Annotated in this window: 12 protein-coding genes; 6 read left to right on the top strand and 6 right to left on the bottom strand. The window is 41.6% G+C overall.

Features of this window, described 5'->3' with window-relative positions; all coding sequences use genetic code 11:
* Positions 1 to 25 precede the first annotated feature (25 nt).
* From AXF23_RS09110 to rplM, 5 genes are all read right to left on the bottom strand, one after another.
* A complete protein-coding gene (locus AXF23_RS09110; RefSeq protein WP_107625078.1) occupies positions 26 to 643 on the bottom strand; it encodes a fumarylacetoacetate hydrolase family protein in 618 nt (205 codons plus the stop codon).
* Positions 644 to 892: 249 nt separating this feature from the next.
* Positions 893 to 1891: a translation elongation factor Ts gene (gene tsf / locus AXF23_RS09105; protein ID WP_107625077.1), complete on the bottom strand. Its 999-nt coding sequence runs from the start codon at positions 1889 to 1891 to the stop codon at positions 893 to 895.
* Between the two features lie 128 nt (positions 1892 to 2019).
* Positions 2020 to 2835 carry a 30S ribosomal protein S2 gene (gene rpsB, locus AXF23_RS09100; protein WP_089365308.1) on the bottom strand — a complete coding sequence of 272 codons (816 nt, stop codon included), beginning with the start codon at positions 2833 to 2835 and terminating at the stop codon, positions 2020 to 2022.
* A gap of 254 nt (positions 2836 to 3089) precedes the next feature.
* Positions 3090 to 3476 carry a 30S ribosomal protein S9 gene (gene rpsI / locus AXF23_RS09095; protein ID WP_004358788.1) on the bottom strand — a complete coding sequence of 129 codons (387 nt, stop codon included), beginning with the start codon at positions 3474 to 3476 and terminating at the stop codon, positions 3090 to 3092.
* An 11-nt stretch (positions 3477 to 3487) separates the two neighbouring features.
* A complete protein-coding gene (rplM, locus tag AXF23_RS09090; protein ID WP_107625076.1) occupies positions 3488 to 3952 on the bottom strand; it encodes a 50S ribosomal protein L13 in 465 nt (154 codons plus the stop codon).
* An 848-nt stretch (positions 3953 to 4800) separates the two neighbouring features.
* Between rplM and AXF23_RS09085 the strand changes: the two genes are divergently transcribed.
* The 4 genes from AXF23_RS09085 to AXF23_RS09075 all read left to right on the top strand — a co-directional run bounded on the left by AXF23_RS09085 (position 4801) and on the right by AXF23_RS09075 (position 11197).
* Positions 4801 to 5895, top strand: a complete 1095-nt coding sequence (locus AXF23_RS09085) for a lactonase family protein (protein WP_107625075.1) — start codon at positions 4801 to 4803, stop codon at positions 5893 to 5895.
* Between the two features lie 464 nt (positions 5896 to 6359).
* A complete protein-coding gene (locus AXF23_RS16095) occupies positions 6360 to 6521 on the top strand; it encodes a hypothetical protein (RefSeq protein WP_199222177.1) in 162 nt (53 codons plus the stop codon).
* A gap of 80 nt (positions 6522 to 6601) precedes the next feature.
* Entirely contained in the window at positions 6602 to 8989 is a 2388-nt protein-coding gene (locus tag AXF23_RS09080) for a hypothetical protein (RefSeq protein ID WP_107625074.1), read from the top strand.
* Between the two features lie 303 nt (positions 8990 to 9292).
* Entirely contained in the window at positions 9293 to 11197 is a 1905-nt protein-coding gene (locus tag AXF23_RS09075; protein WP_107625073.1) for a glycoside hydrolase family 32 protein, read from the top strand.
* Positions 11198 to 11204: 7 nt separating this feature from the next.
* On the opposite strand, the gene AXF23_RS09070 is transcribed toward AXF23_RS09075, so the two are convergent.
* Positions 11205 to 11390 carry a hypothetical protein gene (locus AXF23_RS09070; RefSeq protein ID WP_146156736.1) on the bottom strand — a complete coding sequence of 62 codons (186 nt, stop codon included), beginning with the start codon at positions 11388 to 11390 and terminating at the stop codon, positions 11205 to 11207.
* 16 nt (positions 11391 to 11406) lie between these two features.
* Between AXF23_RS09070 and AXF23_RS09065 the strand changes: the two genes are divergently transcribed.
* Positions 11407 to 14043 carry a substrate-binding domain-containing protein gene (locus tag AXF23_RS09065; RefSeq protein ID WP_370445508.1) on the top strand — a complete coding sequence of 879 codons (2637 nt, stop codon included), beginning with the start codon at positions 11407 to 11409 and terminating at the stop codon, positions 14041 to 14043.
* 198 nt (positions 14044 to 14241) lie between these two features.
* Positions 14242 to 17361 (top strand): SusC/RagA family TonB-linked outer membrane protein, encoded by a 3120-nt coding sequence (locus tag AXF23_RS09060; RefSeq protein WP_107625070.1) that lies wholly within the window; start codon positions 14242 to 14244, stop codon positions 17359 to 17361.
* Positions 17362 to 17376: the final 15 nt, after the last annotated feature.

Genomic DNA, 17376 nt, shown 5'->3' with positions numbered 1-17376 from the left:
GATAGTCTATCTTTTCTTGTCTTCTTTACTTGCAATTGAAGTCGAGAACCTTTCTCTCTTCTATGTATCCTTCCAGATGGTCATTGATATGTACAGGTGCACAACCTGATGGACAACCTGTGTAGAGAATGTCGCCAGTTTTGAGGGTGAAGTAGCGACTGATGTAACTTATGATTTCATCTACCTTGTATAACATATCACTTGTACATCCTTCCTGAATGGTTTGCCCATTGATATCAAGGTGAAAGCGGAGTCGTTGTATGTTAAGGAACTTCTCCTTTGGTATCCATTCGCCTAAGGCTGCCGAACCATCAAATCCTTTGCAGAGGTCCCATGGTAGCCCTTGTGCTCTCAGCTTCTGCTGTAATTCACGGGCTGTAAAGTCAATACCAACAGTCACAGCATCGTAGTATCTATGTGCGAAACGCTCTGAGATGGTCTTACCCAATCGACAGATACGTACCACGAGTTCCGTTTCATATTCAATCGTTCCCAAGTCATCGGGAATGAAGAAAGGCTTTTTATCTTTCAGTAGGGCAGAGTCTGCCTTTGTGAAGATAACTGGTCCTTCCTTTTTAGATAACGTTTCGTTTTGCGATTTATTATATTCGGCATAATTCATGCCGACTGCAAAGATTTTCATTATTGATGTTTTTGGGGGATTATTGGCCTTATTAGCCTAATTGGCCTTATTAGGCCTATTAGCCTTATTAGCCTTATTAGCCTCATTAGCCCTATTGGCCTTATTAGCCTTATTAGCCTTATTAGCCTTATTAGCCTTATTGGCCCTATTAGCCTTATTGGGCCAATAACCCAATAAGCAAAAAAAAGTTGCAGGAGCCTGATGGCTTTCCTGCAACTCCTATATTTTTCTTCTAAAGAATCTCTATGATTACTCAGCAGAGAGAGTGAAGCGCTTGTAAGCAACAATCTTAAGATCCTTGCTCTGAGCCTTAAGCCACTCGCTAACGCTCTGCTTGTCACCATCACCAAACTGGAACTCCTGATCAACGAGACAGTTCTCCTTGAAGAACTTATTCAGACGACCCTTAGCGATATTCTGAATCATACCCTCATTGAGGTTTGCTGCCTTCTCAGCAGATACAGTCTTGCGGATTTCGATAGCCTTGTCAGCTTCCTCACGAGTCAACCAACCTTTCTTGATGTTAGACTCAATGTGGTCATCACTGTCAACGAGGTTAGCGTTGATGCCTGCCTTCTTGATAGCAGCAACAACAGCCTTCTCTACCTGCTCTTCCTTAGTCTTCTCAACAGCTACCTTAAACTCCTCGTCCTTAACTGACTGTGGAATAGATGCCTCGTCGAGAGCTACTGGCTTCATAGCTGCAACCTGCATAGCTACCTTGTGACCAGCCTCTTCGTTGTTTTCGTTGAGCTGAACGATAGTAGCGAGAGTGTGCTTGTTCATGTGGTCATAAACAGACAAGTTCTCACCCTCAAGGAAGTTGTAGCCGTCGAGCTCCATCTTCTCACCAGTAACACCAGAACGCTGCTGAACTGCTGTAGCAGCATCCTCGCCATTAGCGAGCTTCAATGCCTTAACCTCATCAAGGCTCTTGCACTTGTTAGCAACAGCAGCGTCCAGAATCTCCTGAACGAGGGCGATGAAGTCCTGACCATTAGCAACGAAGTCTGTCTCACACTTAATAGCAACCATAGCAGCAAAGCCATCTACCTGCTTAACGAGTACACAACCGTTTGATGTCTCACGGTCAGAACGCTTAGCAGCGATAGCCAAACCACGCTCACGAATCAATTCCTTTGCTTTGTCGAAGTCGCCTTCAGCTTCTGTGAGAGCCTTCTTTACGTCAGCCAGACCTGCGCCTGTCATAGCGCGGAGCTTCTTAATATCTTCAATAGATACAGCCATTTTTTTGTTTTCCTTTCTAATATTATTAAATATTGTGGGCGTTGATGAGGGATAATAAACTTCACCTATTATTATAAATAATATAGAAGCTCATTAGCACTCACCAGCGCCCACTATGTTTCGTTTAATTACTCAGCAGCTGGTGCCTCGTTCTCAGTCTTTGGAGCCTCTTCTGCCTTACGAGCAGCACGCTTTGGCTTTGCCTCAGCAGCTTCCTCTGCCTGCTCTGCAGCAGCCTTCTCGTCAGCCTTCTCAGCCTTACGCTCCTCAAGGCCCTCTGCGATAGCACCGCAGCAAGCAGCGAGGATAGCCTCTACAGAATCCTTAGCATCATCATTAGCTGGAATGATATAGTCGATGTTCTTTGGATCAGAGTTGGTATCAACGATACCGAATACTGGGATGCCGAGACGGTTAGCCTCCTTAACAGCGATGTGCTCCTTCATTACGTCTACAACGAAGAGTGCAGATGGCAAACGAGTCAAGTCTGAGATAGAACCGAGGTTCTTCTCGAGCTTAGCACGCTGACGTGAAATCTGCAAAAGCTCACGCTTAGAGAGGTTAGAGAATGTTCCGTCGTTCATCAACTTGTCGATGTTCGTCATTTTCTTCACTGCCTTACGGATGGTTGGGAAATTGGTCAGCATACCGCCAGCCCAACGCTCGTTTACGTATGGCATGTTTACAGCTGCAGCCTTCTCAGCTACAACTTCCTTAGCTTGTTTTTTAGTAGCGACGAACAGAATCTTCTTACCACTCTTTGCAATACCTTTGAGTGCCTCTGCAGCCTCGTCAATCTTAGCTACAGTCTTGTGAAGATCGATGATGTGGATACCGTTACGCTCCATGAAGATATAAGGAGCCATAGCTGGGTTCCACTTGCGACGGAGGTGGCCAAAGTGACATCCTGCCTCCAATAACTGGTCAAAATTTGTTCTTGACATTTTGTTTGTTTTTACTTGTTTACTTTCTTTTTAATTCTTTCTTGGCGAATGAGCTTCACCACGCTTTGTTAGAATCAACTGACGGGTAGTCCCCCGATAAGGAATCGCGTCAGTTTAGATACTAAACCATTTCCTTTTATTCCTTTGTACGTTGGTATTTACACTTTGAACCTTTGTCTTTCTATTTATTGAATAGAGCAGACTGTATGGTTCAATGTCCTAAGTTCAATGTCCCAAAGAACATAAAGGAAATATTAACGCTTACTGAACTGGAAGTGAGCACGAGCCTTTGGCTGACCTGGCTTCTTACGCTCAACAGTACGGCTGTCGCGTGTCAGGAATCCCTGGTCCTTAAGTGCTTTCTTATCTTCAGCGTTAACCTTAACCAATGCACGAGCGATAGCAAGACGCAGTGCCTGGCTCTGACCAGTAAAGCCACCACCATCGAGGTTGGCTTTAATGTCATACTGACCTTCTACACCGAGCAACTGCAGTGGCTGCTTAACCACGTACTGCAGGATAGCTGATGGGAAGAATTCAGTTAAATCTTTCTTGTTGATTGTGATCTTACCGGTGCCCTCTGAGAGGTAAACACGCGCTACAGCGCTCTTACGGCGACCAATTGCATTAATTACTTCCATCTTTCTCCTTATTATTTATACTGGTTAATATCAATTGCCTTTGGCTTCTGTGCCTCGAGACCGTTGAGCTCTGTACCTTCGATAACATAGAGGTTATCCAACAGATGACGACCTAAAGGACCCTTTGGTAACATACCCTTAACAGCGTGACGAATCATCTTGTCAATACCGTTCTTACGAGTACGAAGCTGTGCAGGGGTGTTGAAACGCTGACCACCAGGGTAACCAGTATAACGTGTGTAAACCTTATCAGTCTCCTTCTTACCAGAGAATACAACCTTAGCTGCATTGATAATGATTACGTTGTCACCACAATCTACGTGTGGGGTGAAAGTTGGCTTGTACTTTCCGCGAAGAAGCTTAGCTACTTTAGAGCAAAGACGACCTACAATCTGATCGCTCGCGTCAATAACGACCCACTCTTTCTTAGCTGTTTCCTTGTTTACGGAAATAGTCTTGTAACTTAAAGTGTCCATTCTAAAAAATTAATAATTTTACTACTAAAAAACGTTTTCTATTTCTACGACTGTGCTTGACCTAACCATGCTGTCCGGCCAAAGACAACACTATTAACACGTGTCGTATGGGGTTCTAAGTGTATCCCCGTTAATAATCGGACTGCAAAGGTACTTATTTTCAACCTTATATAAAAGATTTGAATAGCATAGCTACGTGTTGTTTATGATTATTTAACTAAATTAATATGAGTATCACTATCTATCATGGGGATTTTTGAAGTGGGGGAGTGAATGCCATGATATCTGTACATGACTATATGTGCATTTAGTCTTACTCCTTTCCCTTATTTCCTTATCCTATATATAAGGGTGTTTCCGTAAAGCCTCTCCTTCTTAGAATTGATGAGTTATGTATGGTGACGAGAATGGCTTTATTAGTTCTGTGTATAACAAAAGGAATAACTACTCATCTGACTCTTTGTTATTCTGTCTTTTTGTATCCAGTTCTATTGCCTTCACTTTCCAAATAGTATGACCCCTAATTATATCATTCATATCTGTTGCCGTCAATCGGCGTTTGTGTGTTCTCCCTGTTCGCAGAAAGGCTTCTGTACATCTGTGAAAATCTGTGAGAGATAAAACTCATAACGAATTCTCTTGTATTCTTTTATGTTTCTTATCAATGATTTCAAAAACTTAAAATTCAGTCTGTATAGCCAAAAATGATAAAAAAGAATGTGTCTTATAATTGTTTTATTTATTTTTGCAACAACGTATTGTTGTGCTATGTCTTTTCTCAAAGAGGGCTGCGTAGGGCGGATGATACGATAGAGATCTAAATATTGAACATAAACATATAAACCAAGATGAAATTAAAATCTAAATTGTTAAGCATGGCTTTAGCCTTCGTTCCTGTGTTCGGTTTTGCCGACAGTAATATTAAGATGGTAGTTGGTACCTATACCGATGCAGGTAGTCAGGGATTGTATTCCTTCTCTTTCGACCAATCTACGGGTACTGCATCAGGCATTGCTTCGTTGAAGGTAGACAATCCTTCTTATTTTACTTTCAGTAAGGATGGCCGTAACATCTATGCTGTTAGCGAGAAGAATAATGCAACGGCTGTTCTCAATAGTATTGGTTACGACCCTGTAAACGGTACTTTCGCTTTTAAGAACTCTCAGCTAACGCATGGTGGCGATCCTTGTTATGTTGCTACAGATGGCAAGATTGCACTTACAGCTAACTACTCTGGGGGTACTATCTCTGTCTTCCCTATTCTTAAGAATGGAACACTTGGTAAGTCTTTGCTTCAGGTAGGTAGTAAGAAAGGAGGACCAGATCGTTCACGTCAGAACACACCTCATGCACATTGTGCTATCTTTGCGCCTGATGGTTATATCCTTACAACCGACTTCAGTGGCGACCGTATTCTTTGTTTCTCTTATAATGAACGTAATAAGAAGTTAGAGGACCATGGTATTGCTGCTCATGTGAAGCCAGGCTCTGGTCCACGTCATCTTGTCTTCTCTCCTAATGGTAAGTATGCTTACCTTATGAGTGAATTGTCTGGTAAGGTGACAGTTTACAGTTATAGTGATGGTAAGTTAAAGGAACTCCAGTCTATTGCTGCCGATTACGCTAACGCACGTGGTGGTGCTGATATCCATGTTAGTCCTGATGGTTCGTTTGTTTATGCCAGTACACGTCTGAAGGGTGATGGTATCACAATCTTCCGTGTAAATAACAATGGTACATTGACTCGTGTCGGTGCACAGCGTACGGGTAAACACCCACGTAACTTTGCTATAACCCCAAATGGTAAGTTCCTTCTTGTTGCTTGCCGTGATGACAACTCAATACAGGTTTACTCACGTGATAAGAGTACGGGTATGCTTAAGAATACTAATCAAGATGTTATCCTTAGTCACCCTGCCTGTATCAAGTTCTATCCAGAGTAGTGTCCTTTGGAGTTAAGGAGATTTCAAGAGGAGTTAAGGAGTTAAGGAGTTAAAGGGAGTTAAGACATTAGTCTTTTCCCTTTCATTCCTTTACTCCTTATATTACTATTGTCTTAACTCCCTTTAACTCCTTAACTCCTTAACTCCTCTTGGTTAGTCTTTTTCCTTTCGCTCCTTTACTCTTTTATATTACTATTGTCTTAACTCCTTTAACTCCTTAATACCTCCCTTAACTCTTTAGTTTTCAGACACAAGGAAAGTGTTAAATATTTGAAATGTTTGCTTGTGTATACCTGCTATATCAATAATAATACGTACTTTTGCACAAAATTTAATAAACGTATTCGAGATAGCTTGCTAAATTAACAGATTCTCAAAGGATATCTTTAAGGTCTATTCTGTGTCAAAAAGGAATGCAATTAACCATCGATTATTATCAAAATTCTATATTACAATAAAGGTTTATGAAAAAGAAAGATTATGTAAAGCCAGATGCTAAAGTGTTGAGTCTTTACACGGATGAGTTTATGGAAGGTGGCTTCCATGCACACAGTAGTATAAAGGGTAGCCTTACTCCAGGTGATGATGAAGACGATCCTGAGGAGCATAACCCAACTGCTGTTTAATTTTAAGAGAATTATTTGATAAAATTAGAAAACAAACCTGTAGGGAATAATTTACCTACATAACGATAACAAAAAAATAAATGAAACAACTATTTTATTCGTGCATCGCTGTTTTTGCATTGCTTTTCACTGGCTGTGCAGACAAGGATGTTGTTGAGTCTATCTCAAATGAGAATAACCAGCCTGGTGTTACTGTGTCCATGACGATGGAGGGTGATATGGGGCAGACTGCACCTGCAAGCCGTGCTGGTGTTCAGTCAAATCCTATTGGTTATGAAACAAGAGTTTCTGATGGTTTCCCAACACCTATCGGTATCTTTGATAAGACTGGAATTGATGGTAAGGAAATTGCTGATGGTACGAAGGTGCCAGTGCTCCTTATCTTTAAGAGTAAAGACACTACCCAGCCTATTACAAAGGTTGTAACCTATTGGACTTATAAGAAGGGTGGTAAATTAGCATTAATGGCAAATGATCACTTCGATATGGCTGCTGGTACCGATCTTAGCAAGGGTACATGGTTTGTATGTGGTATCTTAGGTGGTGAGATGTTGCCAGGTAACAATCAGGTGAAGTTTAATGGTTATTCTGAGGGACAGGTTGCTCTCAATGATGCAGGTGCTAAGGTGACTTGGGGTGCAAACATTCCTTATATCTTCAGCTGGCGTAAGTTGACAACCAATGCTGCAAACAAGACTATTAAGGCTGAAAAGGCGGTTTTGTTCAAGCAGTTTGGTTCTATCGTACGTCTGAAAGTTACCAATAAGACTGATTTCGATTTCATGTATAATGGTGTTCGTATCATCACAAGTAATATCCTTTGTGGTCAGTTCGACTTGAATAGCTTCAATGATGTTGCGGTTTCAGACCTTGTTGATACACAGGATGCTGCCATTGCTTCTGCTAAGTCTGCTTCTTACAAGAATGCTTTTAAGGCGTTTAAGTTCTATCAGCGTCCATTGGATGATGCTGCTATTGAGAATGGTCTTAAAAACACCAATCGTTTCCGTCTTCATGGTACATATGTTAAGGATTACGCAGACGAAAAGTCAGGAACTCTTAATACTGCACTTACTTATTACGATCATATCTTCTTGAAGAAGCAATCTGGTAATAACTTTGATAATGTTCCAAATGGTCAGCCTGCTCCAAGCTATATCTATGTTTGGATGGCACCACAGCAGCAGGCAGTGAAGATTTATAATGGTGATGAAGAAGGAACTGGAAGTTATGATTTAAAGAAGGTTTCTAAGACCCAGTTCTTGTTGATGGCTGTGCCAAATGGAAATGGTACAGGAAATAGTGTTGTGCCAACTTCTATTAATATGCTTCCTGCATACGGTACACTTCATGCTTATGAGTCTGGTGCAAACTATCCTGCTAAAGGTGATGTTGTGTATAAGTTCGCTCCATTGAGCTATATTGCTAAGCATGACAACTTTGGTAATGAAGCTGAGCTGTCAAGTACAGCTAATCAAGATATTGCTCATACGACACGTTATCTGTATAGTGAGATAGAAACTAAACTTTCAACCATCCCTTCTAACTATATGTTTGCTGACCATGAATATTGGCGTAGCATTATTCCACAGTTCTTTGGCTTCCCTGGTTTCCGTAAGGATGGCAGTGGTAACTTGAGATATACAAAATACTCAATGGGTTTTGTTTCACCTGCGAAACTTCCAGGTTGGTCAGAAACAAAACTTGTATACCACTCTTACGCTAAAGCTATAGCTGATAACGGCATTTCTTATATGATTGGTATGTCTAAGAGACCTGATTATATAAATGATGGCTCTGAGGGACGAGTGTATAGAGGCTATGCAAAGTCTTCTTATGTAGCTGCTGGTCAAGTGGCATCTGGTCTTAATGTGACTAAATGGGTTGGCAACAATGACTATCGCTATACTATTCGTTGGGAAGATAAGAATGGTGCTGCTGTACTTACACAGCGTTATCTTGGTCCACGTTTCGTTCTTGATATCGATGATATCTCTAATGAAGATTTCTGGGCTGCTCCAAAGAATTATGATGTAACTTATCCTGCTGATGTAACACGTGTTTTCCCTTACGCAGGTATAAATGCTGCTGCTGAAACTCCAAAACCAGGTAGACCTGCTGGTAGTACGGATGGTCAAACTTGGTGGTATTTTGATTATAATTCAATTGGAAAAGGTACACAATACTGGACACCTAATGATGCTTTGACAGGAGCACGATATTTTGTTAAAGGAGATAAAGGTTATATGGAAGATTGTTTTCACCAAGCTCCTAAGCAATCTGTATCTTTCAAGGGTCAATCTGATCAGGAGAATGTGAGTGGTTTCATGAACTATTATCTTTATGTTAACCCTCCTGCAGATCAGCAAAATGATCCAGTATATGGTGCTGATTCAAGATATGTAAAGGGTTATAAGAGTGCAGCTCCTGTTCGTTTGTGGAGAAAGAGTATTCCATACGCAGACTAATTCGCTAACATTAGAATTATCTATAATATTAAGTATCTGTGGTATCCGAAAGGGTATCACAGATATTTTTTATGTGGGTTTTTAATCGGCGTGTTGAAGCTCCGCACATATCGTGTCATTGGTTAGCACGAGTGGTGCGAAGGCTTAGCACGAGTGGTGCGGAGGATTAAACACATTGTTGTATATAGACGAGAAAGGGACAAATTGCTTGCAAATACAAAAGAAAGAATGTATCTTTGTTGCAGTAACTCGGGTGCAACCATTGAGCGGCATTTAAATGGTAACGCCATAACTGAAATAACTATGAACAAAAGAAATCTTCTCCTTTATGCAGCCTTGACAGCTCTTTCCGTATCGGCTACGGCACAGACAATGAACATCACACGTGTTAGAGATACGACGATTGTGAAGATAGTAAAGTCGCCACAGTATCTTCTCCTTCCGATTGAAGAGGGGAAAGATGAGGCGCAGGTGATGCTTGATAATGGCAAGAAGACGGATACGTGGATGGATATAAGGCTGGCACAAGGTAAAACCGACTATTATGTACCATTCAAACTCAATAAGGGTAAGACTTCGATAGTCAAGATCTTAAATCTAAAAGAGGATGCGCTAACCCTCAAGCAAGGGCAGTTAAGACTCTCAAACGTTTGGGATGTGACCAATACCGACTTCTATCGTCCTTCTTATCATCATACTCCTTCCTATGGATGGATGAACGACCCTGTTGGTATGTTTTATAAAGATGGTGTCTATCACCTCTGTTATCAGTATAACCCCTACGGCTCTATGTGGGGAAATATGCATTGGGGACATGCTATAAGTTATAATCTTATTTACTGGAAAGAGGTAGAGCCGACGATTCACCGCGACCCAATGGGGCATATCTTCTCTGGTAGTACGGTAATAGATAAGAAGGGTACGGCTGGTTATGGTAAGAATGCGATTATCTCCCTTTATACATCCGATAGCAAGGAGAATGCACAGACGCAATGTATGGCTTATAGTGCCGATGGCGGTTATACTTTCCATAAGTATGATAAGAATCCAGTTTTGAAGCCATTTGATGGGGTGAAAGATTTCCGAGACCCAAAGGTCTTCTGGTATGAGCCATTGCAGAAGTGGTATATGATAGTCTCTGCGGACAAAGAGATGCGTTTCTACTCATCGCCAAACCTTAAGGATTGGACCTACGTCAGTGCTTTTGGTAAGGGATATGGTGCACAACCTAACCAGTTTGAATGTCCCGATTTCTTCGAACTCCCTGTTGATGGTAACCCGAATAAGAAGAAATGGGTGATGATTGTGAATATCAATCCCGGCTGTCTCTTTGGTGGTAGTGCTACGGAGTATTTCGTTGGTGACTTCGATGGCACGAACTTCACCTGTGATAGCGACCCTTCTGTGGCTAAGTTCCTCGACTATGGTAAGGACCATTATGCCACTGTTACCTTCTCAGGCGTTAAAGACCGTGTGTTGGGTATTGCGTGGATGAGCAACTGGCAGTATGCTAACGTTACTCCTATTCGTCAATATCGTGGTGCCAATACGCTTCCACGTGAGTTGAAACTCTTCACAGGTAAAGATGGACAAATCTATATGTCTTCTAATGTTGTGCCAGAGGTAGTCTTATTAAGAAGGAAGTATAAGCGCTTACCTAACCTGCTTATCGCTCACGAACGGGACGCAGAGAATGTATCAGTCAGCAAAGAGAATGCTTTTGAATTAGAGATGGATGTAACACCGAATAAGGCAGCTAAGACCGGAATTGTTCTTTATAATGATAAGGGTGAGAGGGTAGATATCTATTTTGATATGAAGGCAGGTAGGCTTGTTATGGATCGTACGGAGAGTGGAAAGGTTCAGTTTGGTGAGAAGTCAGAGCCACATAAGATTGAAACTGACTATGATGAGCGTGAGGGACAGAAGCCTTTAGGTGCGAAGCGGAAGCTGAACTCTATTAATTATAAGAACGACTTTGCACTCGGAACATGGGCACCATTAAGCCTCTGCGACTCCGACACCTATCACTTGAATATCTTTGTTGACAAGTGTTCGATTGAAATCTTTGTCAATGGTGGGCGTATCTCTATGACCAATCTTGTCTTCCCGACGCAGCCTTACGCTTCTGTTAAGTTCTATTCAGATGGCAATAGAGCTGCTTTCAGAAACATAAAGGTGAACGAATTGGGCTTGATAAAACCTTAGACGTTCGTTAATAGTTGCTTATCCGTGTTTGAGTAGCGATCGTGACAGTCTTTACTTGTAAGGCATAGTAAGCCCACAGAATAGCTATTGAGGCTGTGAATGGATGCTTTTTATAGACAGAATTACTTGCTCCGATACTTGCAAATGCAGAAGAAAGAATGTAACTTTGCTGCAATAAAGCTGTATTGTACATAATCTTTTCGATATTTATGCAGATGAAGCAATGCTTATACATTCTATTTTTCACTTTGTTGTTTTCGGCTTGTTCAGATAACAATACAAAGAAATATGTCATCGGAGTGTCTCAGTGTTCAGAAGATATCTGGCGTGATAAACTCAACGACGAGCTGGTAATGAGTACTTATCAGCATGATAATGTCTCGTTGAAATTTGCTTCAGCAAATGATAATGACAAACTACAGAAACAACAGATAGAACAGTTTATAAAAGAAGGTGTCAACCTTCTCATAGTTTCTCCTAATCAAATTCATACCATTTCATCGGTAATTGACAAAGCATACGATGCTGGTATTCCTGTTATCTTATTCGATCGTAAGACTGATTCAAAGAAGTACACAGCCTTTATAGGAGCCGATAACTACGAGGCTGGGCATGAGATGGGACTGTTTATTGCGCATCAGCTCGGTGGAAAAGGGAACGTTGTGGAGATAGGTGGATTGAAAGGTTCTTCACCAGCTATTGAACGTGACCGTGGTTTTACGGAGGCTTTGAAGGCTTATCCTGATATAAAAATCGTAGGACGTTATTATACTGATTGGCAGGAAGAGCGTGGGGCTGCAGTCATGGACAGCATCCTTGCACAAGGAATGAAGATAGATTATGTCTTTGGGCAGAATGATCGTATAGCAGCTGGCGCACGAAAGTTGGCGATGCAACGCGGCGAAAAGGCTATAAAGTTTGTTGGTATTGATGCTCTTCCTGTTGCGGGTGGGGGTATGGAAGATGTGCGTGATGGCCGTTTGGTGGCCTCTTATATTTATCCAACGCGTGGCGATCTTGTTATGCAGTTGGCGTTAAATATCTTGGAAAAGAAGCCATTTCATCGTGATAACTACTTGAAAGGAACACTTGTGACGATCGATAATGCCAATGCGCTACTCCTTCAAAATGAAGAAATCATGAAGCAGACAGCTCGTCTTCAATCGCTTCATGGTAAGGTGGATAATTATTTAGCACAATATAATCACCAGAAGGTTTACTTCCTCCTTTTCAGTATTATCGTCATTTTGGTTATTGGCATTCTTGTCTATGCCTATCGTTCGATAGTAACACGGCATCGAATAGAGGAGGAGACGATTACAGCTAAACTTCAGTTTTTTACAAACATTAGTCATGAACTACGCACACCATTGACTTTGATAGCCGATCCTGTTGACTATATCATCCGTGACAGCAACCTGAGTGCACAACAGCGAGATATGCTTCAGATTGTTCAACGTAATGTGTCTGTGCTGATGCGCTTGGTTGGTGAGATACTTGACTTCCGTAAGGTACAGAATGGAAAGATGAAACTTCATTTGTCCGACTTCGACTTGATAGAGTGTATGCAGCAGTGGATAGGACTGTTTACTGTCTCTGCACAGAAGAAGAATATCAATCTACAGCTTGAAGCACCAAAGACTATACCGATGCGTGCCGACCATGACAAGTTAGAGCGTATCTGCTATAATCTCTTAACCAATGCGATGAAATACACTCCTAATGGGGGTAAGATTACCTTTGCTGCCACTGTGGAAGGCGACAAAGTAAAGATAGAGGTAAGTGACAATGGTATTGGTATCGCAGCCGACGAACAAGCTTATATCTTCAATCGGTTCTATCAAGCAAAGAATGCAGCTCAAGGAACTGGCATCGGTTTGGCACTTGTCAAGGCTTTCACTGACCTACATCACGGAGAAGCAACGGTTGAGAGTAAAGAGGGAGAGGGTAGTAGGTTTACTATTGTTTTGCCACTCTCTCAAGCTGGTGAACTGAGTACCTCAAAGTCTCAGCAGCCATACTCATCAGTTGTGGAGATTAGTTCAACGGAAGAGGTACCTAATCAGGCACGTCATATTGACGACCTTGTGTTGCCAGATGAGGCAGCTCGCCCAGAAGTATTGATAATTGATGATAATAGTGATATTCGTTCCTATCTTCGTAGAGCACTCTCTTCAACCTACAAGGTGAGCGAAGCTGTTGATGGTAAGAGTGGACTGGAAATGGCAAGGCGGATAGTTCCCGACCTTGTTATCTCTGATATTATGATGCCTGTGATGGACGGATTGGAGTTTTGTAGTCAGCTGAAACAGGATAAAGCAATTAGTCATATCCCTGTTATCCTACTTACTGCACGCAGTTTAGACGAGCAACGTGCTGAGGGCTATAAGCATGGTGCTGATGCCTATATCGCAAAGCCTTTCTCTTTGGAACTACTCTTCTCACGTATTGATAACCTTATAGAAAGTAGGAAGAAGCTCAGTCAGATGTTCTCAAATACCGATGAAAACGGTGTTTGTGAGAAGTTATCGAATGAGACGGATAAAACTTTTGTTACTCAGTTGCGCAAGATAATCCAGGAAAATCTTGGTGATAGTGAGTTTAATGTAGAGCGAATTGGCGATGAAATCGGTCTTTCTCGTGTACAGCTCTATCGAAAAGTAAAAGCATTGACAGGGCATTCTCCTGTGGAGATGCTCCGCAAAGCCCGTCTTATGCGTGCTCGTCATCTGCTCAGGACAACAGAGAAATCGGTGTCAGAAGTGGCTTATTCAGTAGGTTTTTCTACTCCAAGCTATTTCTCAAAATGCTATAAAGACGAGTTTGGGGAGAGTCCTAAGAAGTAATTTGTGTGCAGTTTCTCTTTGAAGAGAATAAAAAAAAGGCCCTTTTCTTATAAATCGTTCATTTGCTATAAGGATTCTGTTCAAGTAACATTTGTTGTAGGTAAGGAACGATTTTTTTGAAGGCTTTCTTTTTGATGATAGTAAATTTGCGGCATAAATTTTATAAACCCAAAATTACTAACATCAATCATTTTCTAAATGGAAAGCCTAAGGAAAATTATTTCGAGTGCAGTATTGCTTATGTTCTGTTCGCTTATATATGCTCAGAACAAGGTCACTGTTAGTGGTACAATTGTCGACGAGACTGGTTCTCCTGTCGTTGGTGCCACAATAATGGAGAAAGGTACAGCCAATGGAACGGTAACTGACATTGACGGTAACTTTAGTTTAAGTACAAATGAGGGTGCACCTCTCACAATCTCTTACATTGGTTATTCTACTATTGAAGCCAAGGCTGCAGCTAAGATGAATATACAGCTGAAGCAAGAAGCCAATGAATTGAACGAAGTCATCGTAACTGGTTATACAACTCAGCGTAAGGCCGACCTTACTGGTGCCGTATCAGTTGTGAAGACTGATGCTGTCAAGACATCTCCAGATTCTGATCCAATGAAGGCACTTCAGGGACGTGTGGCTGGTATGACTATCACAGACACCGGTTCGCCATCAAGTACTGCAACAATTCGTATCCGTGGCATCGGATCATTCAACTCTTCTCAGGATCCTCTTTTTATTGTAGATGGTGTGCCAATGACAAACGGTATCAATACACTTAACTCTAACGATATCGAGAGCATGCAGGTTCTGAAGGATGCTGCTTCAGCAAGTATCTATGGTTCACGTGCTGCTAATGGCGTTATTATCATTACAACAAAACAGGGAAAGAAGGCTGACAAACTAAAAGTAGACTTTACAGCTAATCTTACTGCTCAGTTCTATACAAAGCAGTCAAAGATGAAACTTCTTGACACTAAGGGTTATGCTACCGCAATGGCTCAAGCTGCACTTAATGATGGTATAGATCCTGTAGCGTACGCAAGCAACTATGGCTTGAACCTCAATGCTGCAGAAGGTGTGGGAATCAGGGTATGGAATCCTACAACAAATCAGTATGTAAACTATACTATAAATGGTCTCTATGACGGTTTTATCAATGCTAAGCGTACCATGATGTTCTCAGATACGGATTGGGTCAGAGAAATTTCTCGCACAGGTTTCTCCCGTAATTACAGCGTATCTATCTCTTCTGCTACAGATAAGTTAACATCGATGTTCTCTTTGGGCTATAAGAAAAATGATGGTATCCTGAAGTACACAAACTTCTCAAGTATTCAAGCCCGTATGAATAACTCGTACAGACTCAATAACATCATCAAAGTAGGTGAGAACTTCACTATAAGCTACAACAAACAGGTTGATGGTGCTCCTATGGAGAATGCTCTGAAGATGAGCCCAATAGTACCTGTTTATGAAAAGAACGGTGTTACATTTGGTGGTCCTGTTGGTGGTATGAGCGACCGACAGAATCCTATGCGCGAACTGTATCATAATAAGGATAATCATCTTGACTATTGGCATGTATTCGGAAATATGTATGTTGACATTACCCCTGTCAAGGGGCTGTTGTTTCGCTCAAATTTCGGAGTCGACTATACTACATCATTCATTAATGCACTGACGCATACCTTTGCATCAGATGTTGTGAATAACAATACAGCAAGAACCGACCTTGGTCAGACCAACAATACTAATTACACATGGTCTAACACTCTGAACTATCTCTTCGATATAAAGAATGTTCATCATTTCAATGTACTTCTTGGTTCAGAAATCAATAAGCAAACTTATCTTGATTTTCATGCTATTTCTGAGGGATATGCTCTGGAGTCAGTGGAATATATGTACCCAAATGCAGCAACTGGTACAGCTCGTAACACTGGTGCAATGGTTGGATACCGTCTGGCTTCATTCTTTGGTAAGGTTGACTATAACTACAACGACTTGCTTCTTGCATCTTTCACACTACGTCATGACGGTTCAAGCCGTTTTGGAAAGAACAACCGTTGGGGTAATTTCCCTGCAGCATCACTGGGTTTCCGTATCTCACAGCTACTTAAAAAAGACTGGCTTGACGACCTGAAGCTTCGTCTTTCTTGGGGTAAGACCGGAAATCAAGGCATTGACAATAATGCACACTATGGCTTGTATGTTGCGGACTATGGTCTTGAGCGTACTACATCAACAGCCTACGACCTCAATCTTGCAGGTAGTGGCACCTTCCCATCAGGCTATCGTGCAATACAGACAGCTAATGAGAACTTGAAGTGGGAGACAACCACACAATATAATATAGGTATTGACTATAGTCTGTTCCGCAGCAGTCTTTATGGAACAGCTGATTTCTATATCAAGAACATTACAGACATGCTTATCAACCCAGGATACCTTGCAGCAAAGGGAGAAGGTGGAAATCAGTGGCAGAACGGCCCATCGCTTCGCGACTGGGGTATGGAACTTACCTTAGGTTACCGTAAGAACTTTTCTAATGGCTTAGGCATCGATATTAATAGTAACATTGATTTCTTCCGTAATCGTGTTACATCTCTTCCAAAGACAACAACAGGTGCTTATGCACACACCTCAAAGCAGAATATTGTTGAGGCAAAAAAACCTTATGGTAGTATTGTAGGATATGTTGTTGACGGACTCTTCCAAAACTATATGGAGGTTTATGCGTCAGGTCAGCCTAACGCTCGTGTAGGTGGTCTGAAATATGCTGACCTGAATGGGGATGGACGTATCAATCAGGATGACCAGACATGGATTATGAATCCCGTACCTGCATTCTCTTATGGTCTGAATGTTGCGTTGAGTTACAAGAACTTTGATCTCAGTATGTTTTGGCAAGGTGTAGCCGATCAGGATATCTACAACAATCAGAAATTCCAGACAGATTTCTGGAGTATAACTGATGCTGGTTCAAACAAGGGAAACCGTATGCTTAATGCATGGACATCCGATAATACTGATTCTTCAATCCCAGCTCTGACAACTAACAATACTGCTGACGAAGGTCGTGTTTCTACGTATTATGTTGAGAACGGTTCTTACCTGAAGCTCCGCACACTGCAGCTTGGGTACAATGTTCCTGAGAAGTTTATCTCAAAGCTCAAGATGTCCAGCCTCAGAGCATATATCTCAGGTCAGAATCTTCTGACACTCAAGAGTTCCAGTCTGACATGTTCAGATCCAGAGAATCCAAGCTGGGCTTATCCATTGGCCACATCTATTTCATTTGGTCTGCAGGTAGGATTCTAAAGATAAAACGATATG

The sequence above is a fragment of the Prevotella sp. oral taxon 313 genome, assembly GCF_003043935.1.
Lineage (GTDB): Bacteria > Bacteroidota > Bacteroidia > Bacteroidales > Bacteroidaceae > Prevotella > Prevotella jejuni.
Note: the sequence above shows the minus strand (reverse complement) of the source record. Positions and strands in the feature narration are given on the sequence as shown.

Coding starts and splice junctions, on each gene's coding strand:
- AXF23_RS09060 (WP_107625070.1), top strand. CDS start 14,242: ATGGAAAGCCTAAGGAAAATTATTTCGAGTGCAGTATTGCTTATGTTC.
- AXF23_RS09085 (WP_107625075.1), top strand. CDS start 4,801: ATGAAATTAAAATCTAAATTGTTAAGCATGGCTTTAGCCTTCGTTCCT.
- AXF23_RS09070 (WP_146156736.1), bottom strand. CDS start 11,390: ATGTACAATACAGCTTTATTGCAGCAAAGTTACATTCTTTCTTCTGCA.
- rpsB (WP_089365308.1), bottom strand. CDS start 2,835: ATGTCAAGAACAAATTTTGACCAGTTATTGGAGGCAGGATGTCACTTT.
- AXF23_RS16095 (WP_199222177.1), top strand. CDS start 6,360: ATGAAAAAGAAAGATTATGTAAAGCCAGATGCTAAAGTGTTGAGTCTT.
- AXF23_RS09080 (WP_107625074.1), top strand. CDS start 6,602: ATGAAACAACTATTTTATTCGTGCATCGCTGTTTTTGCATTGCTTTTC.
- rplM (WP_107625076.1), bottom strand. CDS start 3,952: ATGGACACTTTAAGTTACAAGACTATTTCCGTAAACAAGGAAACAGCT.
- AXF23_RS09110 (WP_107625078.1), bottom strand. CDS start 643: ATGAAAATCTTTGCAGTCGGCATGAATTATGCCGAATATAATAAATCG.
- tsf (WP_107625077.1), bottom strand. CDS start 1,891: ATGGCTGTATCTATTGAAGATATTAAGAAGCTCCGCGCTATGACAGGC.
- AXF23_RS09065 (WP_370445508.1), top strand. CDS start 11,407: ATGCAGATGAAGCAATGCTTATACATTCTATTTTTCACTTTGTTGTTT.
- AXF23_RS09075 (WP_107625073.1), top strand. CDS start 9,293: ATGAACAAAAGAAATCTTCTCCTTTATGCAGCCTTGACAGCTCTTTCC.
- rpsI (WP_004358788.1), bottom strand. CDS start 3,476: ATGGAAGTAATTAATGCAATTGGTCGCCGTAAGAGCGCTGTAGCGCGT.